We start from the raw sequence: 26357 nt of genomic DNA, 5'->3' as shown, positions 1-26357 counted from the left end.
CGCACCGAAGGAGCACCCGATGTCGCACGCACCCGCCCACCACGGCCACCCGACAGAGCCCCAGGACGACGCAGGTCCCCGCAGGTCCTGGGCCCTGCTCGGCGTCACCCTCGCCGCGCAGATCCTCGTCGTCCTCGACATCTCCGTCGTCAACACCGCCCTGCCGAGGATCGGCCAGTCGCTGCACCTGGCCGGTGGCGACCTGCAGTGGCTGGTCACGGCGTACCTGATGATGTCGGGCGGCGGCCTGCTGCTCGGCGGCCGCATCAGCGACCTGCTCTCCCGGCGCGGCGTCTTCCTGACCGGCCTCGGCCTGTTCACCGTCGCCTCGCTGGTCAGCGGGTTCTCGGAGACCGGCACCCAGCTGGTCGTCGCCCGAGCGGTCCAGGGGCTGAGCGCCGCGCTGCTGACCCCGTCGGCGCTGTCGCTGATCACCACGACGTACTCGGGGGCCCAGCGCAGGGCCGCACTCGCGCTCTGGGGCGCCGTGGGCAGCCTCGGTGTCGCGGCGGGGGTCCTCGTCGGCGGCGCCATCACGACCTGGTCGAGCTGGCAGTTCATCTTCTGGGTCAACGCTCCCATCGGCCTCGTGGCCTTCGTCGTGGGACGCCGCGTCATAGCTCGGGAGCACACCACCGTCCCCGCGCGGTCGGCGTTCGACGTCCCCGGTGCGATGACCGTGATCGCGGGACTCGCCACCCTCGTCTACACCCTGGGTGAGACCGCGACGTACGGCTGGTGGTCGGTCCGGACCATCGTCGGCCTCGGCGCCTCGGCCGTCCTGCTGATCACGTTCCTCAAGGTCGAGCAGCGGGCCGCCAGGCCTCTCTTCCCACCGCACGTCTGGAAGCTGCGCTCCTTGGTCTCCGGAACGACTGTGATGCTCGGCGTCACCGGCATCCTGGTCGGAACGGTCTTCCTGGCGTCGATCTTCATGCAGACCGTGATGGGCTTCTCCGCCCTGACGACCGGCCTGGCCTTCCTGCCCTTCGCCTTCGCCATCACGGCCGGCACGATCGTGGCCCGTCACCTCCTCGGCCACGCGACCCCACGCGCCATCGCCGCCGCCGGGCTGGTGCTCACGGCCGGGGCTGCCGTCCTGCTCTCCACGGCCCCCGACGGCGCCCGGTACGCCGCCGACCTGCTGCCCGGTCTCGTGGGCCTGGGCCTGGGTGTCGGGATGGTCTTCGTCCCCGTGTCGGTGACCTCCATGTCGGGGATCCCCGACTCCCACGCGGGGGTGGCGTCCGGGTTCTTGATGACCGGTCACGAGATCGGTGCCGCGCTCGGTGTCGCCGTCCTGTCCGCGGTGGCCAGCTCCGCCGGCTCCCTCGCCACTCACGACGGTGCGGTGCACGGGTTCTCCCGGGGTCTGCTCGCCGCCGCCGTGATCGCAGGCGTGGTCGCCGTCTTCGCCCTGGTCCGGATGCCTGCGACCCGCGGGGCCGCCGGCGCCGGGATGCACATGCACCACTGACCGGAGCTCGGCCCCTCGAGGTCGTGTGCCTGACGCATCGCCGTGGCGCTGCGTCAGGCACACGTCCCGTTGACGACCGGTCATCGACCCAGGGGCTGGTGCCTGCGGATCGAGTCGACGACGTCGAGGACGGCCTGCGAGGTGGCGTCGGCGTACTTCTCCACGAGGAGCAGGTCGGTGTGGGTGGCGCCAGGGACGATCCGCTGCACGCCGTTCGTCGAGAGCGCCACCATCTGGTGCTGCGCCGACATCCAGGCCGCGGGGTGCTCCCCGGCCGTGAGGACGACGAGCGGCTTGTCCGAGAGATCTCGCAAGGACGCCGCCTCGTGCATCGACGCGCCCCCGCGCAGGTACTCGTCGACGGTGCTGCTGAGCCAGCTCGCCCGGGCGACCGCCGCTCGAGCCTCGTCCCGGGAGCGAGCCGGGAGCGTCCCGAAGTCCGTCCGTCCCAGGATGCGCGTCAGCCCGACGCCGGACGCCAGGGACGCGATCACCGGGACGCGACCGAGGGGCTGCACGCCGCCGTCCCCGGGTGGCGGGACCACCGACCTGGCGGGGCTCTCCGCCGCCGTCGAGTCCACCAGGACCAGGCCCGCGACCTCATCGGGGTAGCGAGCCGCGAAGATGCGGACGTACAGACCCCCGAACGAGTGCCCGGCGAGGACGTACGGCCCGGTGACGCCGGCGCGGTGGAGCAGGGTGTGCAGGTCGGCCGCTATCCGGGCGCCGTCCTGGGTCATGCCGGCCGGCTCGCTCCACCCGCGACCGGCACGGTCGTACACGCACACGCGGGTGCTGCGTGACACGGCCGGAGCGATCCAGCCCAGCTGCGCGGAGGTCGCGCCGGCGCCGGGCTCGAGAACGACGGTCGGGCTGCCGGAGCCGACGCAGCTCAGGAACAGCCGGTGTCCACCCACGTCGACCAACCGGCCGGTCGCCGGCATGGAGGTCGATTCCGTTGCCTCCGCCAGCGTCGCGTAGCCGCCTCCGACCGCCGCGATCGCGAGGATCGCGAAGACCACGTACAGCTGGGCACGGCCGCCGCGGCTGGGCAGCTCCCTGCGCATCCGGGACGCCATCCAGACCACCAACACCACGAGCGCGGGTGGCCACACCCATCTGAGGACGTCGAGGACCTGGGGGCCGAGTGCCAGCAGCAGGACCCCGCCCACGCCCATGAACAGAGCAGGCCACTTCGCCCAGCGCTGGGGCTGGTCGGTGAACCGCTGGGAGGACCGCCACAGCAACGTCCAGCCCGTCGCGAACCCACACAGGACAGCGCCGGTCAGCGCACTCTCCTCGACCGGGACGAACGGAAGGAAGGCGAGCAGGAGGGCTACCAGCAGTCCTGTGACCAGGGAAGCGGCCACCACCCACGCGGGCCGGCTCGACGAGGTGCGTTCGGGGTGTGCCTGACGTCTGCCGGGGCGTGGCTCCCGGGCCGTGGTGATCGTGACCGCCATGTCGTCCACTTCCTTGCCATCGCCGGGCCGAGCTCGGCTCGGCCACCTCGGGTTGATGGGGTCGACGCTCGACCGCCGCGCTTGCCCCGTCCTGTCCGTCGGCTGTCCAGCAGCGCGAGCCCGACGAGGGTGTGTCGCGTTACCCTTCGGTTGCCGAGCGAGTGTCCGGAGGAACGAGGGTGGGTGATCTGCGCTTCCGTCTGCTCGGGCCGATGGAGATCGTCGTCGACGGCCGTGCGCTGCCGTTGCCCGGCAGTGCCGAGCGTGCGTTGCTGGCGCAGCTGCTGCTCTCGCCGGGCAGGACGATCCCGGCGTCGCTGCTGATCGACCGGCTCTGGGCGGAGTCGGCCCTTCCGGTCGATCCCACCAACGCGTTGCAGATCAGGGTCTCCAAGCTGCGCCGCAACCTGAAGGCCAACCAGGCGCCCGACCTGGTCACCCGCGAAGGCGTGGGGTACCGCGCGAACGTCGAGCCGGAGGCCGTGGACGCGATCGACTTCGCCACCAGGGTCCGCCTCGCCCGGGCCGGGACCGCCGCAGCCACGGGTCACGAGGTCGGCCGCGACGTCCTCGAGTCCATCCTCGCGGCGTACGACGAGGCGCTCGACCTGTGGCGAGGTCAGCCGCTGAGTGACTTCGACACCGAGCAGTGGGCCGTCGCGGAGGCTGCTCGACTCGGCGCGCTGCGCATCACCGCCCTCACCGAACGTGCGCAGACCGCACTCGCCCTGGGGCGTCACGACGAGGTGGTCCACGACCTCGAACGCGTCGTCGGCGCCGACCCCACTCTGGAGTCACTGGCCGGTCTCCTGATGGTGGCTCTCTACCGGTCGGGACGACAGGCCGACGCTCTCGAGGTGTTCGCGAGGACCCGCAGGACCTTGGACGAGGAGCTGGGACTCGAACCGACCGTGACGCTGCGGTCGATCCAGGAACGGGTGCTGCGCCAGGACGAGTCGCTCGGGGCGAAGGCCGACCTGGCCGTGCCCGTGCGCACCCCGGCACCCGCCCAGCGGCGCACCGCAGAGTCCACCTCCGGCACCACGACGGGGCAGCGCACCGGCGCGGTGCCCACCAACCTCCCTGCCGTCCTGCGCCCGCTCCTCGGCCGGGACGAGATGCTCGGGTCCCTCCGGAACCTCATCCCGGACGTCAGGCTCTTGTCCCTCATCGGCCCCGGGGGCGCCGGCAAGACGTCCTTGGCCCTCGCTCTCGCCGTCCAAGCCCTCCCGGACTTCCCGGACGGGATCTTTCTCGTGCGTCTGGCATCGCTGGGCACCGCGGATCAGGTCCCACTCGCGGTCGCGGACGCACTGGGCATGCCGATGGACGGCTCGGCCGCGGAACGTGACGTCCGCGAGCGGCTCGTCGGCTACCTCGCCCAGCGCCGGCTCCTGCTCGTGCTCGACAACTGCGAGCACGTCGTGGATGCGGCTGCGGCGCTGGCCGACGACCTTCTGGGCCGGTGCGCCGGAATCACGCTCCTGGCCACGAGCCGTGAAGCGCTGGCCGTGCCTGACGAGGTCCAGGTGAACGTCGGTCCACTCTCAGCACCTCCCGACGACACGCGTGCCGACCACGTGCTCACCTATCCCGCCGCCCAGCTGTTCGTCGAACGAGCCCGCGCGGTGCGCCAGTCCACCTTCGACGAGGCCGACATCCTCGCCATCGGCCGCGTCACCCGGGCCCTCGACGGCATCCCGCTCGCCATCGAGCTGGCGGCGGCGCGGGCGGGCACGATGTCCCCGGGGGAGATCTCGGACCGTCTCGGCCACCGGTTCTCGCTCCTCACGTCCGGGTCGCGCACCGCCGAGGCGCGGCAGCAGACGCTCCGGGCGACCGTGGACTGGAGCTACGCCCTGCTCGGCAGCGACGAACGACGGCTCTTCGACCGGCTGTCCGTGTTCCAGGGTGGTTGGACGATGGACGCCGCCGAAGCCGTCCTCGACGACGGAGGCGCCGAGGGCTTCGTGCTCGACGCGGTCGCCCGTCTGGTCCAGCGCTCGATGGTCATCGTCGATCCAGGCTCTCCGACCCGCTACCGGATGCTGGAGACGCTCCGTCAGTACGCCGCCGAGCAGCTCGTCGCCAGCGGTGAGCTCACGGAGGTCGCGTCCCGTCACGCCCGCCACTTCCACGACCTCGTGGTCGCCGCAGAGCTCGATCTACGAGGACCGCGACAACGTGACGCCCTTGACAGGCTGCGACGAGAGCAACCCAACGTGCGCGCCGCGCTCGCCTGGCTCAGCGGCGCTGACGGAGACCTCGACCAGGCCATGGAGATGGCAGGCTCGCTGGGCCTCTTCTGGCACCTCGGTCGTCATCTGGAGGGCCGCGAGGTCCTGCAGCGGTTGCTGGCTCTCGGAGGCAGCGAGCAGGCCCGCGCGCATGCGCTGCAGGCCGTCTCGATCGTCGAACGACCCCGTGGCTGCCTGGTGCACCCGAGCCCGCTGTGCGCCCACACTGCCGAGGAGAGCCTCGAGATGTTCGTGGCCGAGGGTGACCAACCGCGCGCAGCGCTCTCCCGGGTCCTGCTCGCGGTCGAAGGTGTGACCGGCGCCGATCCCGAACGCTCACATGCGCTGCTGGCGGAGGCCGAGCGACAGTTCCGGGCCGACCACGACGAGTGGGGGCTCGGGGTGATCGGTTTCGTGCAGATGGAGACGGCGCTCAAGACCGGCCACCTCGACAGGGCAGTCGCCGTCGGCCGCGCGGCCGCTGGTCGGTTCCGGCAGCTGGACGACTACTGGGGACTCTCGGCGATCCTGTACCACCTCGGCTGGGGGCTTCGGCAGTTCGGCCGCAACGAAGAAGGGGCTCACGACCTCGAGGAAGCGATCGACGTGGCAGCCAGCGCGGGTCTCTACAACACGGTCCAGTGGGCACTCGCCGACCTCGCGCTCGTGCACCTGAACCTCGCTCGTCCTGACGTCGCGCGCGATCTGTTCGACCGCGCCGACTCCGCCTCGGTCGAGATCGGCGACGGTGCCGGCACCGTCCTGGCCCACTACGGACACGGCCTTCTCGCGCTGCAGGACGGGGACCTCGACGCGGCCGAGCGGCGACTCGCTCTGGCCAGGGAGGGGTTCGTGGGGTTGAGAACGCCCGTGTGGGAGGGCTGGGCGTTGGTGGCGGCGGCCCGCTGCCGCGAGCTCAGCACTGGAGCGGCTGCCGCTCGCGAGCCCCACGAAGCTGCCCTGCGGCTGGGGAGGGAGGCCGGCGAACCGGGGCTGACCGCGTCGGCGCTCGAGGGACTCGCACGCACGTGGGCTGCGGAGGACCCAGCCCGTGCGGCCGCCCTGGAGGCCGAGGCGATGGACGTCCGCGAGCGCCTCGGCCGGCCACGTCCCGGCTATCAGGACCCGTGGCACGCCGGCCCTGGCGACGGCCCGCCCGTGGCCGATTCCGGGGTGACCAGCGCGACCGGGTGAGCTCCACCCGGCCGGCTGGGTGGTTCGGTCACGAAGCGACGGACTCGTAGTCCGCCTGTGCGGGGGCAGGGGCCCGGAGCCAGGTGGCCGCGGCGACGGCACCGAGGGCAGCGATTCCGGCGGCCCCGAGCAGTCCCGCCGAGAAGCCGTCGGTCACGGACACCAGATCGGCGTCGTCCGCTCCGAACGCCGCAGCTACGGCGGTCATCGCGGCCAACCCGAGGGCGGAGCCCACCTGGTAGTTCGTGTTGACGATGCCCGCCGCGAGTCCGCCCTCTTCGGGTGCGGCCGACGAGAGTGCCAGCCCGAGGGAGGGGATGAACGCCATGGCCATGCCCGCCGCGGTGAGCAGGCTGGCCGGGAGCACGTCGACCACGAAGCTGCCGTCGGGCCGTAGCAGGGACAGCCAGACCAGGCCTGCCGACAGGGTGACCAGGCCGGCGACGGTCATCGCCTTGGGACCGTAGCGCCCGATGAGCCTGGGAGCCGCGGCGATCATCCCCACCATGATGGTGACGGTGAGAGGCAGGAGCGCGGCGCCGCTGGCGAAGGCGCCCAGCCCCAGCACCTGCTGGAGGTAGAGGTTGACGAAGAAGAACATCGGGATCCACGCAGCACCCAGGAAGAACTGCGCGATGTTGGCCGCTCCCAGATTGGGGGCCCTGAAGATGCCCAGGCGCATCAGCGGGTGCGGCCGTCGTGCCTGCAGGAGCACGAAGACGCCCAGCAGCGCGAGGCCGACGAACCCGGTGACGAACGTGGCCTGCGACGTCCAGCCGGCTTGGGGGGCGCGGACGATCGCGAAGACCAGCGACGCGAGCCCGACCGTTGCGGTGAGGGCACCCACCAGGTCGAGCGAGCCCGGCTGCCGGGTACCTCGAGGCAGCGACATCGGGGTCAGGCCCAGCACGGCAAGAGCCAGCGGCACGTTGATGAAGAAGACCCATGGCCACGAGGCGTACTCGGTCAGCACGCCGCCCAGGAACACTCCCGCCGTACCGCCCGCCGGAGCGGCGGCACCGTAGAGCGCCAGCGCCCCGGTCAGCTCCTTCGGGTTCGCACCGAACGTCATGAACAGCAGCGTCAGGGCTGCCGGGGCGATGAGCGCCGAGCCGGCGCCCTGGACGGCTCGTCCAACGAGCTCCGTCCCGACGTCTCCGGCCAGACCGGCCAGCAGGGAGCCGACAGCCAGCACACCCCAGCCCACCCCGAAGATGCGCCGAGCGCCGAACAGGTCCGAGAGCCGGCCGCCGAGCAGGAGCAGACCCCCGAAGGCGACCACGTAGGCGTTGAAGACCCAGCTCAACCCCTCCGCGGAGAAGCCGAGGTCGGCCTGCATCTTCGGAAGCGCGACCCCGATGATCGAGGTGTCCATGATGACCATGAACTGCGCGGTGGCGATCAGACCGAGGGCCAGCCGGCGGTGGCGGCCGCGGCGGGCCGCAGGTGAGGTGGAGCTCATGAGGGTGTCCTTCCCTGTGTCGGACCGCCGGGCCGGCGGCTTCGACCAGAGCGTCACGACGACTGCTGTCCGCTCCCTGTCGGGTTGCTGTCGTGGTCGATCCTGCCGACGCGGAAAGGCGTCCCCTCCAGCGCGGCGAGGACCCCACTGCGGCTCATCGAACCGACCAGCACCACGACCGACCGGCGGTGGTCTGCCGTCACCGTCTCCACGCCTGCCACGTCCCTGAGACGTGCGGTCACGTCGCGCACACAGTCACGGCAGCCCATGCCGTCGATGAACAAGGTCAGCTCGGTCATCACGTCACCCCTCTCGAGCCGAGCATCTCGGGTGCCGCTGTCCCAACGCTGTCCCTGCCGGTCCGGCCATGGGCGGACAGCGGGTGGACAGAGGACGGTCCCACAGTGCGTCCCAGACCGCCGATCCCGGTCATTCGACCGGGGCGAGGCGGGCCGGCCCGCAGCACTGTGGAGCCATTCCCAGAACGCACCTGACGGAGGTGAGGACGATGAACACGACTTTCTCGATCATGGAACTCTCTGCAGGCAAGGGCGAGCGAGTCAGCCGGACTCGGCCTTCCTGCTGGTGCGGGCAGGCCCTCGACCACGTCACCGGCCGCCACTGCCCGCGGTGCGGCAGGTCGGCCTCGCGCTGGGCAGGTCGATGATGCGCGCTCCGTCCGACGGCTCCGCCCCGATCACGGGCGGCGGCAACGCGACCATCCCATTCGTGTCGCCCCGACGGCGTCTGCTGCTGGGCCTGCTCGTCTCGGCCCAGCTCGTCGTCATGCTGGACACCTCCATCGTCAACGTCGCGCTGCCCTCGATCCAGACCGACCTGGGCACGGGACCCGTGGGGCTGACGTGGGTGGTGAACGCCTACGTCCTCGCCTTCGGCGGTCTGCTCCTGTTGTCCGGCAGAGCAGCGGACCTGTTCGGGCGCCGTCGGATGTTCATCGGCGGGCTCGGCGTCTTCACCGCCGGGACGCTGGTCGCCGCGCTCTCGTCCGACGTCTGGCTCCTGGTCACGGCTCGCGTCGTCCAGGGAGCCGGTGCCGCGGCCCTGAGCCCGGCCGCGATGTCGCTGCTGGTCCTCACGTTCCCGGGCCGCGCGCGAGCCCGAGCGATGAGCGTGTGGGGTGCTGCGTCGGCTGTCGGGGGCGCCACGGGAGTCGTGGCGGGGGGAGTCCTGGCCGGGTCGCTCGGCTGGCGCGCCAACTTCCTGGTGACCGTGCCGATCACCCTGGCTGCCGCTGCGCTGGCCTGGCGGGTCCTGCCCAGCGGCGTCACCGGCCCCCGCCGCCCGCGCTTCGACGGACTCGGCGCGGCCATGCTCGTGCTGGCGACCGTCGCACTGGTGCACGGCGTGCTGGGAGCAGCCCAGGGTGGTTGGACCGCCCTCCCGGTGCTGGCGAGCCTGGTCGCCGCGGTCGGGTCGTCGGCGGGCTTCCTGATGATCGAGCGACGCGCGACCGAGCCGATCGTGCCGCTCGGCCTCTTCCGGTCCCGCGTCCTCACCATCGGCGTCGCTGCGGCGTTCCTCGGAGGGGCTGCTCGCGCCTCGACCTTCGTGCTCACGGCTCTCTACCTCCAGCAGGCGCTCGACATGGCGCCGACGCGTGCGGGACTGGCGATGGTCCCCACGTCGCTGATCGGTTTCGCCGTGTCCCTCGCCGCCCTGCCACGTCTGCTGCACGCCTTCGGACCGCAACGCATGATGGTCGCCGGGCTGGCCGTGCTGGCCGGAGGTCACCTCTGGCTGGCCTACGCCCCGAGCTCCTCGTCGTACCTCGTCGCGGTCCTCCCAGGTCTGGCCCTCGTCGCGGTCGGCGTCGCGCTCAGCTTCACACCGACCACGATGGTCATCACCGGGGCCGTGCCCGAGACGCACACGGGTCTCGCCGCCGGCCTGGCAGGCTCGATGAGCCAGATCGGCGCGGCAGTCGGGACCGCGACCTTCATCTCCCTCGGAACGTCGGCGAGCGGCGCCGCCGCGCAGACGCTCTCGCGAACCGGATTCTCGATCGCCTTCACCGCCGCGGCCGCCGTGGCCCTGGCGACCGCCCTGCTGGGCGTGGCTCTGGTACGACCCCGTGGTCTGACCGCGGTCAGCTCGCGGCCAGCAGAGCACACAGGACTGCCAAGAGGGCGGTGACGGTGCTGGCGCCCCACCGCTCGACCGGATGTCGGCCGCGAGCGTTGCCGAGCGTGTTCAGCGCGAACAGCGCAGCCAAGCACCACAGGGTGAGGGTCAGCACGGTGGATGACAACGGGCCGCGCCCGACCATCGCGGCCGACGCGAGCACCACCCACATGGCGCCGAGGAGCACCGCGGCGGCGGCACCACTGCCGAGGCGGTACCGCCGCGGCAGGGCGCCGTCCCCGGAGGCCGCGTGACCGCCGTACGCCGCTGCTCCCCAGGGCGCGCCCGCCGCGAGTGCGACCTGGAACGCAGCAGCCAGCGCAAGGAGTGCGACGGCGAGCGCGGCGATGACCTGGGTGCTCACGTCCCGATGCTGTCAGTTCCTCACCGCGCCTCCGGACGCGGTCGACGCGGACCCTTCGTCACATGAGGTGACCTGCTGCGGCGCGCTGATGCTCGTCGGCCCCGTCCGGAAGTCGGTCTCCGGACTCGAGCTCCTCCGTTGCCTCCACTCGCAGGCGGGGAAGGATGCGGTCGAGCCACGCGGGGAGCCACCAGTTGCGGTCGCCGAGGAGCTCCATGGTGGCGGGGATCAGGACCATGCGGACGAGGGTGGCGTCGACGAGGACGGCGGCAGCGAGGCCGATGCCGAACATCTTGGCCATCACGTCGTGGCCGAGGACGAACGAGACGAAGACGGTGACCATGATGGCCGCGCCGGCGGTGATGACCCGGGCGGACTTGGCAAGGCCGTCGGCGACGGCGAGGGCGTTGTCGCCGGTGCGGTCGTACTCCTCCTTGATCCGGGAGAGGAGGAAGACCTCATAGTCCATCGACAGCCCGAAGAGGATCGCGAAGATCCCGATGGGCAGCTGGATCGGTACGGGTATGGCCTCGGGGATCCCGACGAGGTCGCCGAGCCAGCCGCCGCTGACGGCGAGCGTCAGGACCCCGAACGCCGCGGCGCTGGCCAGCAGGTTCATGGCGACGGCCTTCACCGGCACCAGGACCGAGCGGAAGACCATCATGAGCAGCAGGAACGACATGAGCAGCACGCCGCCGAAGAACAGCGGCAGCCGGGAGGCGACGCCCCGGGTGGTGTCGACGTTGGCCGCCACGGGCCCGCCGACCTCGACGGTGAGACTCGTACCAACCGTGGCTGCGGGCACGGCCGAGTCGCGGAGCAGCAGCACCAGGTCCTCCGTGGCGACGTCCTGTGGTGAGGTGGTGGCGGTCAACGTCAGCAACGCGGTCTCCCCGCTCGGGCTCAGGATCGCGGGACTGACGGAGGCCACGCCGGCGACCTCGCCGAGGGCCGCGCCGACCGTGTCGGCGGACCCGAGGAGATCCTCCGTGGAGCCCTGCACCGTCAGCAGCAGGGGTGCGGCGTACCCGGGACCGAAGCCGTCGGCCATGAGGTCGTAGGACTGGCGAGTGGTCAGCGTGGGTGAGGCGTTCCCGGCGTCGGGGAACCCGAAGCGGATGCCCAGAAAGGGAGCGGCCAGGGCCACGAGGACGGCCATCGAACCGATCGCGGCCCACCAGGGGCGGCGCTGGATGAAGCGGCTCCAGCGGAACCAGCGTGACGCGTCGTACGACCCGGCATTGCGGCTGACGAACGGCACGTGCAGGCGCTCGACGTTCCGCCCGGCGAAGCCGAGGACGGCGGGGAGCAGTGTCACCGTCGCGACCATCACGACGAGCACGGCGAGCACGACGGTGAAGGCGAACCCGTTCATGGCCGGTTGCCCCATCAGCAGGATGCCGAGCATCGAGATGACCACGGTCATGCCGGCGAAGACGACGGCGCGGCCGGCGGTCGCCATCGCGGTCTGCGTCGCGCGTCGGGGGTCCTGCCCTGCGGCCAGGCTGGTGCGGAACCGGGTGACGATCAGCAGGGCGTAGTCGATGCCGACGCCGAGGCCGACCATGGCGGCGGTGTACGGCGCCCAGTCCGGTACGTCGACGACTCGCCGCAGCACCTCGCCGAGCGCCATCGCGACGCCGAGGCCGAACAGGGCGGTCAGCAGCGGGAGGCCCATCGCGACCACGGAGCCGAAGGTGATGAGAAGGATGAGCGCGGCGGCGAGGAGGCCGATGCCTTCAGAGCCCATGGCGACGGTCTGCGCCTTGGTCGCCACGGGGCCGCCGACCTCGACCTGCAGGGTGTCGTCACCGGCGGCCAGCACAGGGTCGACCAGAGCCGCGGCCTCGTCGGCAGTGAGCTCGTCGGCCGTCCGGTCGAGGGCGACATTCGCATACGCCGTCGTGGCGTCCGCGGAGACCTGCTGCGCGCCGTCCGCGGAGAACGGGCTGACGACACCCACCACGTGCTGGGCGACGGCGACCTCGGCGAGGACCGCCTCGACGCGAGCCACCACGTCGGGCGAGGTCACGCCGGTGTCGGAGTGCACGACGACCTGCATCGTGTCGCCGGCCCGCTGGGGGAAGTCGGCCTGGAGGGTGTGGGCGACGTGCTGCGACTCGGAGCCCGGTTGGAGGTAGTCCTGCTTGAACTCCCCACCGAACGTGCCGGCGAGTGCGAAGGCCCCGACCAGGGCGGCGACCCAGCCCAGGACCACGAGACGACGGTGCTGGAAGCACCCATCAGCGAGACGTACGAGCATCGTGACTCCTCTGGTCGGGAAGGTGGTGGTGCCGTCGACGCTAGGAAGGGCGGAGCCGCGGCACGATGGGGCGGGCAGCACGACAAGGGGGGCTAGCACCACGGGTCGTGCGGGTCAGCACGACCTCGCCGGAGTGGGTCCGTGCGTAGAGTCGCAGGAGTGGCGCTCCGCCTCGTCGTGGCCGACGACAACTTCCTGGTCCGTGAAGGCCTGGCCGCGCTCCTGGCAGAGGTCGACGAGATCGAGGTGGTGGCGATGGCGAGCGACCCGGTCTCGCTGATGCGGGCCGTCGCGGCGACGTCGCCCGACGCCGTGCTCACCGACATCCGGATGCCACCCACGCACACCAATGAGGGCATCGAGGCCGCCAAGCGGATCCGCGCCGAGCACCCGGACGTGGGGGTGGTGGTGCTGTCGCAGTACGTCGAGGAGGACTACGCGTTCGAGCTGCTCGTCGACGGCGTGACCGGTCTGGGCTATCTGCTCAAGGAGCGCGTCGGCGACGTCGCCGAGCTGGTCCGCGCGGTGAGCGAGGTCAGCCGCGGCGGCTCGGTGCTCGACCCCCAGGTGGTCGAGGCGTTGGTGGCGCGCAAGCGAGCCAGCGACGGGGGACCGATCCACGGGCTGACCGACCGGGAGCGCGAGGTCCTCCAGGAGATGGCGACGGGCCGGAACAACGCCACGATCGCCACCACTCTGTTCATGAGCGAGCGCGCCGTGGAGAAGCACATCGGCGCGTTGTTCCAGAAGCTGGGGCTGTCCGACGAGCGCGTCACCAACCGGCGCGTCATGGCGGTCCTGGCCTTCCTGGAAGCCGGCGGCCCCAGCGGATCAGGCACCCGTCGATGAAGGTCCGCGACCTGTACCAGCGGGGGACGGGTCGCGCGGTGGTGGTCGGCGGGCTCGTGCTCTTCGTGCTGGTCGTCTACGTCCTGGTCGTGCTCGGAGGTGGGGTGCTCCTCGGCCGCACCGACTCGCCCAGCGCGGCGCTCTCGGTGCTGGCGACCACCGTGGTGGCCCTCGCGTTCGCCCCGGTGCAGAGCCGGCTCGAGCGGATCTCGCTGCGTCTCGCCACGCCGTACGACGTCCTGACCCGGTTCGCCGGTGGCGTCGACGCGGGCGAGGGGGACGCGGCCGAAGACGTCCCGACTCGCATGTCGCGGCTGCTGGCCCAGGGGACCGGTGCCCAGTGGGCGCAGGTCTGGCTCCAGGGTTCCGGGCAGCTGTCGCTGGCGGGCCGCTGGCCGGCCGAGCAGGCGCGGCCGGTGGTCGGGGCGGACGATCCGCTTAGCCTTCCGGTCCGGTACGGCGACCAGGTGCTGGCGGAGCTCCGGCTCCAGGAGCGTCCCGGAGTGCCGCTCACAGCCGTCGAAGAGCGCCTGTTCGTCGGGCTGGCCGGGCAGGCCGGACTCGTGCTGCGGCTGGTCGGGTTGCGGGCGCAGCTCGAGGTCCGGCATCGCGAGCTCCAGGAACGTACCCGCGAGCTCGAGGGCTCGCGCGGCCGGGTGATCGAGGCCCAGGACGCCGAACGCAGCCGGCTGGAGCGCGACATCCACGACGGGGCCCAGCAGCACCTGGTGGCCCTGGCGGTCAACCTGCGGCTCGCCCAGGTCGTCGCGCGCAGGTCACCGGACCGGGCAACCCAGGTGCTCGCAGAGCAGGCGGACGCCGCGCGGCTGGCCATCGTGACCTTGTCGTCGCTGAGCCGCGGGATCTACCCCCAGATGCTGGCGGACGACGGTCTCGTGGCGGCGTTGAGGTCGGGCCTCGCGGCGAGCTCGGTCGCCGTGACGGTCGAGGCCTCGGGCAGCGGTCGTCCTCCCCCCGTTCTCGAGGCCGCCCTCTACTTCTGCTGCATGGAGGCGGTCCAGAACGCTGCCAAGCACTCCGGCGCCACCCGGGTGACGGTGGGGCTGGGACAGGAGGAGGGACGCTGGCGTCTCGACGTCACCGACGACGGTTCGGGCTTCGACGCGCCGGACGCGTTCGCCGCGGGGACGGGCGCCGGACTGATGAACATGTGCGACCGGCTGGACGCCGTCGGCGGCTCGGTGACGGTGACCTCTCGGGCCGGAGCCGGGACGATCGTGACCGCCGTGGGGCCCGCGCGTGACAGGGACGTCTGACGTGCGCCGCCACCTCGCGTGGGGCGTGGTCGTGCTCGCGACGACCGCGTTCGTGCTCGACACCATCTTCACCGCGGCGCACCGCCCGCTGCTGAGCGAGGCGACCTGGGCCGACCACGGCTGGCCGCTCTCACCCCTGGCGGGGATCGGGTACGCCGTGATGGGTGCGCTGATCGTCGCCCAGCATCCGCGGCACCGGTTGGGCTGGCTCCTGTCGGCAGCGAGCCTGCTGTCGGTGACCCTGGCCGCCGATGCCTACAGCACGTGGGTGTTGGACGGGGGCGGGCCCGGGTCGCACCACTGGGCGCACGTCGCCGCGTGGGCCGGGCCGCTGCTGGGCTGGCCGGCCTTCACCGCCCAGATCATCGTGTTCCTCCTCGCCCCCGACGGTCGCCTGCTGTGCAGGCGTTGGCGTTGGGTCGTGTACGTCGCGGCAGCGGGGCTCGCGCTGCGCACCGTCGGCACGTTCACGATCCGTCCCGGTGAGTTCGTCGTGGGCGAGGACTTCGGCAACCGAGGTATCTCCCTGCCGCTGCTCACCGTCGGCTGGATGCTCGTCGCGACGGCCCTGATCGCGTCGGTCGTGTCCCTCGTGCTGCGACTCCGGCGGGCCGCGGACGACGAGCGGCTGCAGCTGCTCTGGATCGCGTCGGCGGCGGCGATGCTCGCTCTCGGAGTCGTGTGCATCCTGGCCATCCCGCGCATCCAGGGCGAGGAAGGTACGTGGTTGGCCGCCCTCCCTCTGCGGATCGCGCAGGCTGCGGTCCCGGTGTGCGTGGCCATCGCCGTGCTGCGGCACCGGCTCATCGCCATCGACCTCGTGCTCAACCGGGCGCTCGTCTTCGCGTTCGCTGCGGGGTTGGTGGCGGTGGGCTACGTCGCGGTCGTCGTGCTGGTCGGACTGGCGGTGGAGGGGCGGACCGACGGTTTCTGGCCTTCCCTGGTGGCGACGGCCGTGGTGGCCCTGGCGTTCCAGCCGCTCCGCCGACGGGTCGTGCGCGTCGCCGACCGACTGGCCTTCGGGGCGGCCGCGGCACCGTACGAGGCGCTGGCCGAGCTGAGCCGTCGGCTGGGCGAGAGTCCCGACCCGGCGGACCTGTTGCCCGCTGTCGCCGACGCCGCCGGTCGGGCCGTCCACGCCCGGCACGTCCGGGTCAGGCTCCACGTGCCGTCCGGTCCGGATGAGGTCTCCGACTGGCCAACGGAGTCCGTGGAGGACAAGGGCGAACGCCTCGACGTCCCCGTCGTCGACCGGGGCGAGCTCCTCGGCCGCGTCGAGGTGACGATGCCGCCCGGCCGCACGGTGCGACCGGTCGGACGGCGGCTGCTGGTGGACCTCGCCGAGCAAGCCGCTCTGGCGTTCCGCAGCGCACGTCTGGCCGCGGAGCTGACGGTCGAGGTGGAGCGCCTGGCCCGGCGCACCGAGGAGCTGGACGACTCGCGTCGGCGGCTGATCAGCGCGGGGGACGCCGAACGAAGCCGGCTCGAGCGCGCGATCGACCGGCGGGTGGCGCCGTACCTGGCCCCGCTGCCGGATCGCCTGGACCGGCTCGCCGGACCCGATGCCGACCCGACCGAGCGCGCCGTCGTGCTGACCGGGCTGCAGGTCTCGCTCGACTCCGCGTTGGTGGCGTTGCGCGAGATCACCCGCGGCGTGTTCCCGGCTCAGCTGTCCCGGTCCGGCCTGCCGACCGCGCTGGCGTCCCTGGTCGCGAGAGCGGGGGAGTCCGCGCGCCTCGTAGTGGGGGAGTCGACGACGCGCCAACGCTTTCCTGCACGCGTCGAGGCGGCGGCGTACTTCTGCGCCGCCGAGACGACGCGAGACCTCGACGACCCGTCCGTCGTGGTGTCGGTGCGGGCCGACCGGCTGAGCCTGGTCGTGACCGGTGTCGACCGCGGGGCGATGGCCATCGACGACACCCGCGACCGCGTCGAAGCGGCCGGGGGAACGCTGGTCGTGACGACCGCCGACGGTTGCACGGTCGTCGAGGCTCAGCTGCCGGTCCAGGCCGCCGCGAGCCGGTCCGGCCCGAACGCCGCCTTGGTCACGTAGCCCGCTGCTCCGGACTCGGAGACGAAGGACTCGCCGGCCTCGTCGTCGTACGTGGACAGGAGCAGCACTACGACCGAGGGCTGGAGGGCACGCAGCCGGCGTGCCGTCTCGAGTCCGTCGATGCCGGGGAGGTTGACGTCGAGGAGCACGAGGTCCGGCAGCAGCATCACGGCCAGGTCGAGCGCGTCCTCGCCCGCCATCGCTCGCCCGACCACCTCGAAACCCGGGGTCTCCTCCACGACTGCGGACATCGCGCGCAGGTAGGGCTCCTGGTCGTCGACCAGCAGGACCCGGACCACCGTCACGTTCGTCGCCACCTCCACGCTCGAGTCTCGCGGTGCGCGAGCGAGCGCGGGAGGGGGCCAGCCGTACGTCAACCGGTGGCAGCCCGCAGCGTCAGGGCGTCGCTCGCGCGCGGGGGCACTCGCTGACGTGCGGACTGCGGCGTCGGCCTCGGCGAGGGAGGCACGTCGCCAGGGGTCGCCCGGCGCCATCGCCCAGCTCTCCACCACGTGTCGCCAGGGGATCACCGCGACGACGATGGCGACCCACAGCACCTTGCCCACTTGCTCGCGAGTCGCCGCGTCCAGGGGACCGTCGAGCCACGACGGCAGGATCACCACGCCCAGCCAGAGCACCTTCCACGTCACCTCGAACAACAGGATCGGCAGCATCCGGACGGGATACCGCAGACCGAGCAGCGCGAGGAGCGACATCCCTACCAGGAGGCACTCGACGGTGCCCTCGGCCAGGCTCCACGGTTCGTGGTCGACCAGCAGCGGCCACTTGTAGACGGCGAGGCCGCCGCCCATGACCAGGTAGCCGACGCGCAGCAGGTTGACCTGCCAGAGGGTGATGGGAGTGGGCTGCTCGAGCTGCTTCATGCTCATCACCCTGGCGAGACGCCACGGCGAGCACATCGGCCGTGGGACTGGCCGGAGCGGCGGGACACGACCTCCTTTCGTCAGGGCCCCGTCGACCTTCGTCGATGTCGCACCGTCCCCGAGACGCCTACGGTGGGGGGATGTCCGGTTGCGGAGGGTGATGTTCGGGCGGGCGAACCGGCGAGACCGGTTCGTCGACGTGGTCGGCTGCTTGGCCGCGGCCGTGGTGGGTGCGATCTTCCTGAGCCCGGCCCTCCACGACGCGACGACCCCGCTGCCGACCGCGCAGGTGCTCGTCGACGTCGTCGGCGGGGGACTGGCCTGTGTCGCCCTGTGGTGGCGGAGGCGGTGGCCGCTCGGCGTCGCGATCGCGTGCGTGCTGCTGGGGACCGTCTCGATGTCGGCCACCGCCGCCGGCCTGTTCGCCCTCTTCTCGCTCGCCGTGCACCGACCGATCCGAGCGGTGCTGGTCGCCCTTGCCTGGTGGGTCCCGTGCGCCGTGGTCTTCGCCGTCTACAGCCCGACCACCGACCCTGTCTCGGTGGTCCTGGTCACCACGCCCCTGGCGCTGGCCGCGGTTGCGTGGGGCATGTTCGTGCGGGCCCGCCGTCTGCTGCTGCTGAGCCTTCGGGAGCGCGCGCTGCGGGCCGAGGCGGACCAGCGCCTGTACGAGGACACGGCGCGGATGGCGGAGCGCACGCGCATCGCTCGCGAGATGCACGATGTGCTCGCCCACCGGATCTCCCTGGTGGCACTGCACGCGGGAGCCCTCGAGATCCGGCCCGACCTGCCGCCTGCCGAAGTGAGGCAGACCGCCGAGCTGCTGCGCTCGACGGCGCGTCAGGCCCTCGAGGAGCTGCGTGGCGTGATCGGGGTGCTCCGCGACGGACCGGGCCAGGAGGAAGAGGCTCCGCAGCCGCGGCTCTCCGACATCCCTCGGCTGGTCGAGGAGACGCGGCGCGCGGGCGCGAAGATCGCCTTCGAGATGCACGTGAGCCACGCAGAGACGGCGCCGAGCGGACTGGGCCGCGACGCGTACCGGATCGTGCAGGAGGCACTGACCAACATCGGCAAGCACGCCGTGGGGACGGCGGCGGAGGTACGGGTCAGCGGTGCTCCGGACGAGGGCCTGCACGTCAGCGTCCGCAACCGGCAGCCGGTGCACTCCCACGCCGGCCCTGTGTTGCCCGGGGCCGGCGCCGGACTCCTGGGCCTCCATGAACGGGTGGCCCTCGCGGGCGGCACGCTCGTGCACGGACCGGACGACACCGGCTACTTCATGGTGGAGGCGGAGCTGCCGTGGCCAGGGTGAGGGTGCTGCTCGTCGACGACGACGCCCTGGTGCGCGCCGGGCTGCGGACCATCCTCTCCGCGGCCGACGACCTCGAGGTCGTCGGCGAGGCCGACGACGGTGCTCGCGCCGTGGCCGCGGTCCGCGAGCACCGCCCCGACGTCGTCCTCATGGACATCCGGATGGCCGAGATAGACGGCATCGCCGCCACGGTGGCGCTGCGCCGGCTCGACACACCACCGCACGTCATCGTGCTGACCACGTTCCAAGCGGACGCCCAGGTGATGAGCGCCCTGCGTGCCGGTGCCAGCGGCTTTCTGGTCAAGGACACCCCGCCCACCGAGATCATCCACGCCATCCGGGTGGTCGCCTCGGGCGACGCCATCATCTCGCCGTCCGTGACTCGCACCCTGATCGGCCACTTCGCCGCCGGCCAGGCCTCCGACCGCTACCGCGCCGCCGCCGGCCGGCTCGCCGACCTCACGGACCGCGAGCACGAGGTCGCGCTCGCGGTGGGATCGGGGGCCTCGAATGCCGAGATCGCCGCCTCCCTCTTCATGGGAGAGGCGACGGTCAAGGCCCACGTGTCGCGGCTGTTCGCCAAGCTCGGCGTGGTCAATCGCGTCCAGGTCGCCATCGTCGTCCATGACGCACACCAGTCCTGACGAGTGGGCGGGGCCGGCTCCGGCGCGCTTCGGCGCCCGTGATGTTGATGTGCCGGGTGGGCGCGAGGGGTCCGCTGCGCCTACACCCCCGCCGGCTTCCGCTCGTCGAGTGACACCGACGGCTGGGGGACGACGGCGTCCTGGTCCGGGGCCGTCTGGGGCAGGAAGGCCAGCCAGCGCGGCAGCCACCAGATCCGGTCGTCGAGGAACGCCAGCAACGAGGGCAGCAGCACGGCGCGGACCACGGTGGCGTCCAACAGGATGGCCACCGCCAGCCCGACGCCGAGCTGCTTGAAGGTGGTGAGCGAGAGGGTCGCGAAGACCGCGAAGACCGCGACCATGATGACGGCCGCGCTGGTGACGACGCCGGCCGAGATCTTGATCCCGTGCGCCACGGCTTCCTTGGTCGGCAGGCCGCGGTCGTGCGCCTCCTGGATCCGGGACACGACGAAGACGTGGTAGTCCATGGACAAGCCGAAGAGGATCACGAACGCGAACAGGGGGATCCACGACTGGATGGCACCGACGTCGCCACCGCCCACGAGGTCCGCACCCCAGCCGTGCTGGAAGACCGCGACCATGACCCCGAACGTGGCCGCCATCGAGAGCACGTTGAGCAGCACGGAGACCGTGGCGATGGCGACCGAGCGGAAGGCCGCCAGCATCAGGATGAAGGCCAGCACCAGGACGAAGATGATGACCGGGACGATCGCGTGCTGCAGCTGGGTGTTGAAGTCCTCGGAGAAGGCGAGCTGGCCACCGACGTAGGCCTCGGCGCCCGGCACGCTTCCGAGTGTGGCGGGCACGACGTCGGACCGGAGGGCGTGGAGCGCGCGGGACGACGTGGCGTCCGAGCCGTTGCCCGCCAGCGGCACCGAGATCTCGATGACGCCGGAATCAGGGTGCGCGTCGACGACGAGCGGCGGGTTGACGAGGCCGGTCCCGACGGCCTGGGACCGGAACTCCTTCACGGCCGCAGCCATGTCGGCCGACTGCACGTCGGCGGCTTTCACCACGACGCGCGCGGGGGCCGGTCCCCCGGGGAAGGCGGCCGTGATGCGGTGGTAGCTCCGCATGATGCTCGCGTCCGGCGGCAGCAGCTTGTCCAGGCTCAGGTTCTCGGTGTGGATGCCCGCCGCCGGGGCCGCGAGCACGAGGAGGGCGCCGGCGGCCAGCAGGGCGGAGACGCCGGGCCGCTTCAGCACCCGGCCGAGGATCGCGCTCCACGCCCGGCTGCCCTCGCCGGGGCGGCGCATCCGGCCGAGCCCCGGCACCTTGCCGAGCTCGACCCGGTCGCCGAGGAGAGCCAGCACGGCGGGAAGGACGGTCAGGGAGCCGAGGACGGCGGTCAGGACCACGAGGATGGCCGCGACGGCGAACCCGTCGAAGATCAGCATCCCGGACAGGAACATCCCCGACATGGCGACGATCACGGTCAGTCCCGAGATGAGCACCGAACGGCCGGACGTCGCCGCCGCCACGCGCAACGCCGTCGCGGGGTCCTTGCCCCGGACTCGCTCCTCCCGCACCCGCCGCAGGTAGAACATGCAGTAGTCCACACCGACAGCGAGGCCGACGAGCAGCATCACCGAGCTGGCCGAGGTGTCCAGGCTCAGGCGATGGCTGACCAGTGCCAGGAGCCCGTTCGCCGCCAGGAACGACGTGAGCGCGAGACCGACCGGCAGCACGGCGGCCAGGAAGGCTCCGAAGGCGACCAGGAGGATCCCGACGGCGAGGGGGACCGAGGTCCACTCGGCCCGCGTGAAGTCCTTGCCGATCGTCTCGTTGAACCACTGGTTGGCGGAGCCGTCGCCGAACTCGTCGAACCGTAGCTCGGGGTGGGCCGCGCTGACCTCCGCGACGGTGTCGAGGATCGGCTGGACCCGGTCGGCGGCGGTCATGGGGTCGCCGGACATCGACACCCGGACCAGGACCGAGCGGCCGTCGGCCGACACCAGCCCGTTCTCGTACGGTTCCACGACAGCGGTCACGTCGGCCGTGGACTGCAGCCGCGTGATGAGGTCGGCCACGGTGCGGCGCGCGGCGCCACCGGTGACGGACCGGTCACTGGTCACCAGGATCATCTCGGCGGCCGGCGTGCTCAGACCGGCCGCGTCGAGGATCCGGATCACCCGAGCCGAGTCGCCGGCGGCGTACTGTTCCTCGGTCATCTGCTGCTGTCCGGCCAGCGAGCCGACCATCATCGTGACGGCGACGAACGCCAGCCAGCCCATGACTGCGGTCACGCGGTGCCGCACGCTCCAACCGCTCACGGCCGCGGCCATGCCCTGCTTCCCACTCATGCCGGCTCCCCACGCTCACTCCCAACTCTCCGGCCTCCGGAGCCGACGCCTCCAGGGTCGAAAGTCCCTCTCCGATGGCACCCACGTCGCGGCTCATCCAGAGACGCGAAGCGGAGAAGTGGCGAGGCGGGAGAGCCCTGCGCTCACCCGGTGTCGGACGGCAGCCCCTAGGGGTGAGGCAGCGCGCGTGCGAGATCACTAGCCTCCGCCGAGGGCTGGCCGCGACCGACGGTCCTGCTCACCCTTCCGGGAGAGGAACCCATGCCGTCCGCGCTGCTCGTCCCCCTGCTCTTCGGCATCAAGTGGCTCGACCCCGAATGGATGCTCGACCAGTTCGGCGCCGGCTTCCTCTGGGTGAGCCTGGCGATCATCGTGGTGGAGTGCGGGCTGTTCTTCCCGTTCCTCCCGGGCGACACGCTCCTCGTGGCGATCGGGCTGTTCCTGGCCGGCGAGAAGCTCTCGATCCTCCCGGGCTCACCGCTGATCGACCTCGGCCTGTCCTGCCTGCTGTTGGTGGGGGCCGCGATGCTGGGCAACGTCCTGGGGTTCGAGATCGGCAACAAGCTGGGACCCGCCATCTACGACCACGACGGCAGGGTCCTCAAGCAGGACTACTTCGACCGCACCGAGGCGTTCTTCGACAAGCACGGCCGCAAGGCCCTGGTGATCGGACGCTTCGTCCCCGTCGTCCGCACCTACGTCACCGTCGTCGCCGGAGCCTCGAAGATGAAGCGGCCGCGGTTCCTCACCTGGAGCCTGGTGGGCGCCCTGCTGTGGGTCCTGGGCATCACGCTCACGGGGTACTTCGTGGGCGACAGATTCCCGTGGCTGGCCCATCACATCGACTACCTGATCCTCGGGCTGCTGCTCCTGACCATCATCCCGGCCGGCATCCACTGGTGGCGCGAGCGCGGCTCCGACTGAGGGATCGCCGCTTCGGGCATGGCATCGGCGGTGCACCAACGGGCGACCACCCTGTCGGTGATCGCCCGTTGATCCTGATGGTTCTGTCCTCGTTCGTGCTGGTGTGCACCTCCTCTCCTCGATGACCGCACGTGCCTGCTGCGGTTCCTCGTCGGGCGGGCTGCGGGACCGCCTGGTGGCTCGGTGGCCCAGGCCGACCTGCTCGCCGGTGACGAGGGACCGGTGGTGGGTGGGGCCGTACCGCGGCGTCGGTCTCCGCGGTTCGTGTGCTCCTCGACTGGTGGGCGGGCGCGAGAGGCCGCGGCCGCCCCACCCATGGGCGATCAGCTCGTCGAACTCCCGGCGGACCCAGTCCTCCTCCGCCAGCACCAGGTCGAGCCAGGTGTCGTCGATCCAGGCGGTGCCGGCCGAGGTGTCGTGCGCAACGGCACCCGGGAGGGTCAGGTACGCCGTCGTGGCAGCGGGTGCGTGCATGGCTGCCGGAATCGGTCAGGAGTCGATGGCCGCCGGTTGGCCCTGCGCCTGGTCGGACTGGCTTGTCGAGACCTCGATCTTGCGCGGCTTGGCCCGCTCTGCCACCGGGATCGTCAGCCGGAGCACGCCGGCCTCGTAGCCGGCCTCGACCCGCTCGAGGTCCAGGTTGTCACCGAGCACGAGCTGGCGACTGAACAAGCCGGAGGGGCGCTCGGCGGCCAGGAGCTCCCAGTCACCGTTCCTCGCGGGGCGCTCGGCCCGCACGGTCAGGACGTTGCGCTCGACATCGATGTCCACGGTCTCCGGACGCACGCCCGGGAGGTCGAACTCCAGCACGAACGTGTCGCCCTGGCGCCAGGCGTCCATCGGCATGACCGCCGGGTGGGACGTCGTGCCGGCGCCGAGCAGCTGCTGGGCGAGCCGGTCGAACTCACGGAACGGGTCGCTTCGCATCAACATGTCTCACCTCCACAGTGATGGTCGATCTGGCATCTCCCGATCGTTCATCACGCCAGATCGATAGTGACGGATACATATTTCATGTACCATACGATGTCATCAAACGCAAGAGGATCGAGGAGGCGACCGTCACCGCCACGAGGAGGGACAGGGACCCGGACGCGGCGCTGTACGCGATCTCCGTGGCCAGCGACCTGACCGGTGTGGACGCGCAGATGCTGCGTGTCTACGAGCGACGCGGCCTGCTCACGCCGGAGCGCACCGAAGGGGGCACTCGCCGCTACAGCGAGCGGGACATCGACCGCATCGGGCGGATCGTGATGTACCTCGACGCCGGGCTGAACCTCGCCGGGATTGCGCGGGTCCTCACCCTGGAGCTCGAGTCCGACCAGCTCCGCGACCAGGTCCGCGAGCTGGGCGGCGTTCCTCGCCACGATCGTTGACGGCCGCGGCCCCTCGGCGCCGGGAGGGAGCAGCCATGCCTCAGCTGTGCCTACAGGTCTCACGTCGCCAGGACGCGGTCCACGTCGCGGTCATCGGTCGACTCGAACGCCGCACCGCGGCCGGCTTCACCGCCCTCGTCCTGGGACTCGTCGGCGATGCCGACAACGGTGCACGGCTGGTCGTCCTCGACCTCCGCTGCTGCATCCACGTCGACGCCGCCGGGGCAGCGGCCCTGGCCTCCGTCCAGCAGGAACTGGCCCTCAAGGGGGTCCGGCTCCGGCTGCGCGGGATGTCCCCACTGACCGAAGACTCGCTCAGCGCCGTGTCGGGCATCTCGGGCGCCTCGTGGCGTGCTGAGGGCGAGTAGTCGGTCCGCGGCGCGCCGGCGCCCGGGTGCCCGTCGATGACCTGGCACCGTGACGCCGGCGGGGTCCTGCGGCCGACGACCTGGTCATGCTGGCGCCTGCTCGATGGGTCAGCCTCATTGGCGTGGCGCTCAGCGTGTGGAAGTTCGGTCGCATCGAGGAGCGGTGGACCCGGCAGCTGGCGAAGTAGGGAGTCGGCCGGGCCGGGCGTCGGGACTTGTGGCGCTAGGGGGTCCGGCCCAGGTTGCCCGGCTTCGGCTCCGACTGGTTGCCGGAGAGGACGGCAGCGGCCTGGTCGGCCAGGGTCACGGCCACCAGCCGCTGTTCGCGTGTGGTCCACACGACGCGGGCAGCCGCCGTCAGCACGAACCGTCCGAGGACGACGCCGCCCCGGCTGACCGGCAGCTCGATGACGTCGTTGGTCGGCAGCCCCGCACGGTCCACGTCGAGCGTCTGCCCATCGCGGACGATGCTGCCGTCCTGGATCAGGCGGGGGCGGGACACGGGCGGTCCGGGCACGAACTCGCAACGGTCGACCCCCAGGACCTCCATGATCTGGCGGCGCACGAAGTCCACCACCACGGCCGGCTCGGCCTCTCCCTCGGCCACCAGCGCTGCGGCGCCGACGACCCCGGTGAGGTAGCCCTCGCGTCGGCTGGCGCGAGCCTGCTGCCGGCGTCCCCACAGCGCGATCTCGGTGACGGCGAGGCCGACCGCGGTGAGCAGCACGGCGGTCTCGACGTCGTCGCGCCGGGTGATCGTGAACGTGAGGTAGGGCTGGGTCAGGAAGAAGTCGAACCAGACCGCGCAGGAGAGAGCGGCGACGATGCCGGCCGATCGGGAGCCTGCGGCCGCCACGGCGACCACGACCAGTACCAGCACGAGCACGGCATTCGTGTCGTGCACCGTGCCGCGGAGCCCGGCCAGTGCCGTGGACACGGCGATCGGGCCGACCAGCGCGGCGCCGTACAGGATTGCGGGCGAGCCGGTGCGAACCTCCACACCTCCATCAAGCCTCCCTGAAGGCCCGCTTTCAACGGGTTCGCCCGGATCCTGACGCGATCCTGACGCGTCCTCAGCTGCCTACCTGTCCGGCTCGAACCGATATCCCATGCCGGGCTCGTTGAGGAGGTGTCGCGGTCGCGCCGGGTCGGGCTCGAGCTTCTTGCGGAGCTGGGCCATGTAGAGGCGCAGGTTGCCCTGCGCCGTCTCGTAACCGGGACCCCACACCTCCTGGAGCAGCTGTCGCTGGCTGAGCAGCTTGCCCGGGTTGCGCACGAGCACCTCGAGCAGGTGCCACTCCGTCGGCGTCAGCCGGACGTCCTGGTCCCCGCGACGGACGCGGCGGTCCGCGAGGTCGACGGTGACGTCGCCGATGGTGACCACCGGCTGGTCCTCCGGTGAGGGGTTGCGGCGTGCCATCGCGCGGAGCCGGGCGAGCAGCTCGTCGATGCCGAAGGGCTTGGTCACGTAGTCGTCGGCGCCGGCGTCCAACGCCTCGACCTTGTCGGCGCTGTCGGAACGACCCGACAACACCAGGATCGGTACGGCGGTCCACCCGCGCAGTCCCATCACCACCTCGACGCCGTCGATGTCGGGGAGGCCGAGGTCGAGGATGACGATGTCCGGCGGGTGCTCGGCGGCGGTGTGGAGGGCATCGCGGCCGGTGGCGGCGGTGTACACGTCATACCCTCGCGCGCGCAGGTTGATCCCGAGCGCCCGAACCAGCTGCGGCTCGTCGTCGACGAGCAGCACCATGGTCGCGGA

At 71.7% G+C, this 26357-nt stretch carries 21 protein-coding genes; 11 read left to right on the top strand and 10 right to left on the bottom strand.

What is annotated here, in order from left to right; all coding sequences use genetic code 11:
- Window positions 1-19 precede the first annotated feature (19 nt).
- On the top strand, window positions 20-1477 hold the full coding sequence (locus ISU07_RS15050; protein ID WP_194707638.1) for an MFS transporter: 1458 nt from the start codon (window positions 20-22) through the stop codon (window positions 1475-1477).
- A gap of 80 nt (window positions 1478-1557) precedes the next feature.
- On the opposite strand, the gene ISU07_RS15045 is transcribed toward ISU07_RS15050, so the two are convergent.
- Window positions 1558-2940, bottom strand: coding sequence for an alpha/beta hydrolase (locus ISU07_RS15045; protein WP_194707637.1), 1383 nt, complete (start codon window positions 2938-2940; stop codon window positions 1558-1560).
- A gap of 179 nt (window positions 2941-3119) precedes the next feature.
- On the opposite strand from ISU07_RS15045, the gene ISU07_RS15040 reads away from it, so the two are divergent.
- Window positions 3120-6371 carry an AfsR/SARP family transcriptional regulator gene (locus tag ISU07_RS15040; protein ID WP_194707636.1) on the top strand — a complete coding sequence of 1084 codons (3252 nt, stop codon included), beginning with the start codon at window positions 3120-3122 and terminating at the stop codon, window positions 6369-6371.
- Window positions 6372-6399: 28 nt separating this feature from the next.
- On the opposite strand, the gene ISU07_RS15035 is transcribed toward ISU07_RS15040, so the two are convergent.
- Window positions 6400-7833, bottom strand: a complete 1434-nt coding sequence (locus tag ISU07_RS15035) for an MFS transporter (protein WP_194707635.1) — start codon at window positions 7831-7833, stop codon at window positions 6400-6402.
- Window positions 7834-7886: 53 nt separating this feature from the next.
- Entirely contained in the window at window positions 7887-8132 is a 246-nt protein-coding gene (locus ISU07_RS15030; protein WP_194707634.1) for a heavy-metal-associated domain-containing protein, read from the bottom strand.
- Window positions 8133-8499: 367 nt separating this feature from the next.
- On the opposite strand from ISU07_RS15030, the gene ISU07_RS15025 reads away from it, so the two are divergent.
- Window positions 8500-9987, top strand: coding sequence for an MFS transporter (locus ISU07_RS15025; RefSeq protein ID WP_194707633.1), 1488 nt, complete (start codon window positions 8500-8502; stop codon window positions 9985-9987).
- Here ISU07_RS15025 and ISU07_RS15020 read toward each other — a convergent pair.
- Together ISU07_RS15020 and ISU07_RS15015 are read right to left on the bottom strand one after the other, a co-directional pair.
- The gene (locus tag ISU07_RS15020) at window positions 9941-10339 is read right to left on the bottom strand and encodes a hypothetical protein (RefSeq protein WP_194707632.1); all 399 of its coding nucleotides are present in this window, start codon (window positions 10337-10339) and stop codon (window positions 9941-9943) included. The genes ISU07_RS15025 and ISU07_RS15020 overlap by 47 nt on opposite strands.
- A 58-nt stretch (window positions 10340-10397) precedes the next feature.
- A complete protein-coding gene (locus tag ISU07_RS15015) occupies window positions 10398-12602 on the bottom strand; it encodes an MMPL family transporter (protein ID WP_194707631.1) in 2205 nt (734 codons plus the stop codon).
- Between the two features lie 159 nt (window positions 12603-12761).
- On the opposite strand from ISU07_RS15015, the gene ISU07_RS15010 reads away from it, so the two are divergent.
- Genes ISU07_RS15010 through ISU07_RS15000 form a run of 3 tightly spaced genes read left to right on the top strand, consistent with a single transcriptional unit; the run spans window position 12762 to window position 16781 of the window.
- Window positions 12762-13451, top strand: coding sequence for a response regulator transcription factor (locus tag ISU07_RS15010; protein WP_194707630.1), 690 nt, complete (start codon window positions 12762-12764; stop codon window positions 13449-13451).
- Complete coding sequence (locus ISU07_RS15005) at window positions 13448-14728, top strand: sensor histidine kinase (RefSeq protein WP_194707629.1); 1281 nt, start codon at window positions 13448-13450, stop codon at window positions 14726-14728. The genes ISU07_RS15010 and ISU07_RS15005 overlap by 4 nt, the downstream gene beginning before the upstream one ends.
- The gene (locus ISU07_RS15000) at window positions 14712-16781 is read left to right on the top strand and encodes a sensor histidine kinase (RefSeq protein WP_194707628.1); all 2070 of its coding nucleotides are present in this window, start codon (window positions 14712-14714) and stop codon (window positions 16779-16781) included. The genes ISU07_RS15005 and ISU07_RS15000 overlap by 17 nt, the downstream gene beginning before the upstream one ends.
- Here the strand turns inward: ISU07_RS15000 and ISU07_RS14995 are convergent.
- Window positions 16721-17665, bottom strand: coding sequence for a response regulator (locus ISU07_RS14995; protein WP_194707627.1), 945 nt, complete (start codon window positions 17663-17665; stop codon window positions 16721-16723). The two genes, ISU07_RS15000 and ISU07_RS14995, sit on opposite strands and share 61 nt — an antisense overlap.
- A gap of 157 nt (window positions 17666-17822) precedes the next feature.
- Here ISU07_RS14995 and ISU07_RS14990 point away from each other — a divergent pair, with 157 nt between their 5' ends.
- Both ISU07_RS14990 and ISU07_RS14985 read left to right on the top strand, forming a co-directional pair.
- Window positions 17823-18977 carry a sensor histidine kinase gene (locus ISU07_RS14990; protein WP_323742636.1) on the top strand — a complete coding sequence of 385 codons (1155 nt, stop codon included), beginning with the start codon at window positions 17823-17825 and terminating at the stop codon, window positions 18975-18977.
- Window positions 18965-19621, top strand: a complete 657-nt coding sequence (locus tag ISU07_RS14985; protein ID WP_194707625.1) for a response regulator transcription factor — start codon at window positions 18965-18967, stop codon at window positions 19619-19621. The genes ISU07_RS14990 and ISU07_RS14985 overlap by 13 nt, the downstream gene beginning before the upstream one ends.
- Before the next feature lie 80 nt (window positions 19622-19701).
- Here ISU07_RS14985 and ISU07_RS14980 read toward each other — a convergent pair whose 3' ends face one another.
- The gene (locus ISU07_RS14980) at window positions 19702-21924 is read right to left on the bottom strand and encodes an MMPL family transporter (RefSeq protein WP_194707624.1); all 2223 of its coding nucleotides are present in this window, start codon (window positions 21922-21924) and stop codon (window positions 19702-19704) included.
- Between the two features lie 261 nt (window positions 21925-22185).
- On the opposite strand from ISU07_RS14980, the gene ISU07_RS14975 reads away from it, so the two are divergent.
- A complete protein-coding gene (locus ISU07_RS14975) occupies window positions 22186-22848 on the top strand; it encodes a DedA family protein (RefSeq protein ID WP_194707623.1) in 663 nt (220 codons plus the stop codon).
- Window positions 22849-23337: 489 nt separating this feature from the next.
- Here the strand turns inward: ISU07_RS14975 and ISU07_RS14970 are convergent, their stop codons facing one another.
- Complete coding sequence (locus ISU07_RS14970; protein ID WP_194707622.1) at window positions 23338-23781, bottom strand: Hsp20/alpha crystallin family protein; 444 nt, start codon at window positions 23779-23781, stop codon at window positions 23338-23340.
- Window positions 23782-23963: 182 nt separating this feature from the next.
- On the opposite strand from ISU07_RS14970, the gene ISU07_RS24115 reads away from it, so the two are divergent.
- A complete protein-coding gene (locus tag ISU07_RS24115; protein ID WP_323742632.1) occupies window positions 23964-24224 on the top strand; it encodes a MerR family transcriptional regulator in 261 nt (86 codons plus the stop codon).
- A gap of 35 nt (window positions 24225-24259) precedes the next feature.
- Window positions 24260-24592, top strand: coding sequence for an STAS domain-containing protein (locus tag ISU07_RS14960; protein WP_194707620.1), 333 nt, complete (start codon window positions 24260-24262; stop codon window positions 24590-24592).
- Between the two features lie 223 nt (window positions 24593-24815).
- Here ISU07_RS14960 and ISU07_RS14955 read toward each other — a convergent pair whose 3' ends face one another.
- Window positions 24816-25592, bottom strand: a complete 777-nt coding sequence (locus ISU07_RS14955; protein ID WP_194707619.1) for a DUF4118 domain-containing protein — start codon at window positions 25590-25592, stop codon at window positions 24816-24818.
- Window positions 25593-25673: 81 nt separating this feature from the next.
- Window positions 25674-26348, bottom strand: coding sequence for a response regulator (locus ISU07_RS14950; protein WP_194707738.1), 675 nt, complete (start codon window positions 26346-26348; stop codon window positions 25674-25676).
- Window positions 26349-26357 lie beyond the last annotated feature (9 nt).

It is taken from the genome of Nocardioides islandensis, from assembly GCF_015352455.1.
Taxonomy (GTDB): Bacteria; Actinomycetota; Actinomycetes; order Propionibacteriales; family Nocardioidaceae; genus Nocardioides; species Nocardioides islandensis.
This window is presented reverse-complemented; position numbering and strand designations above follow the sequence as displayed.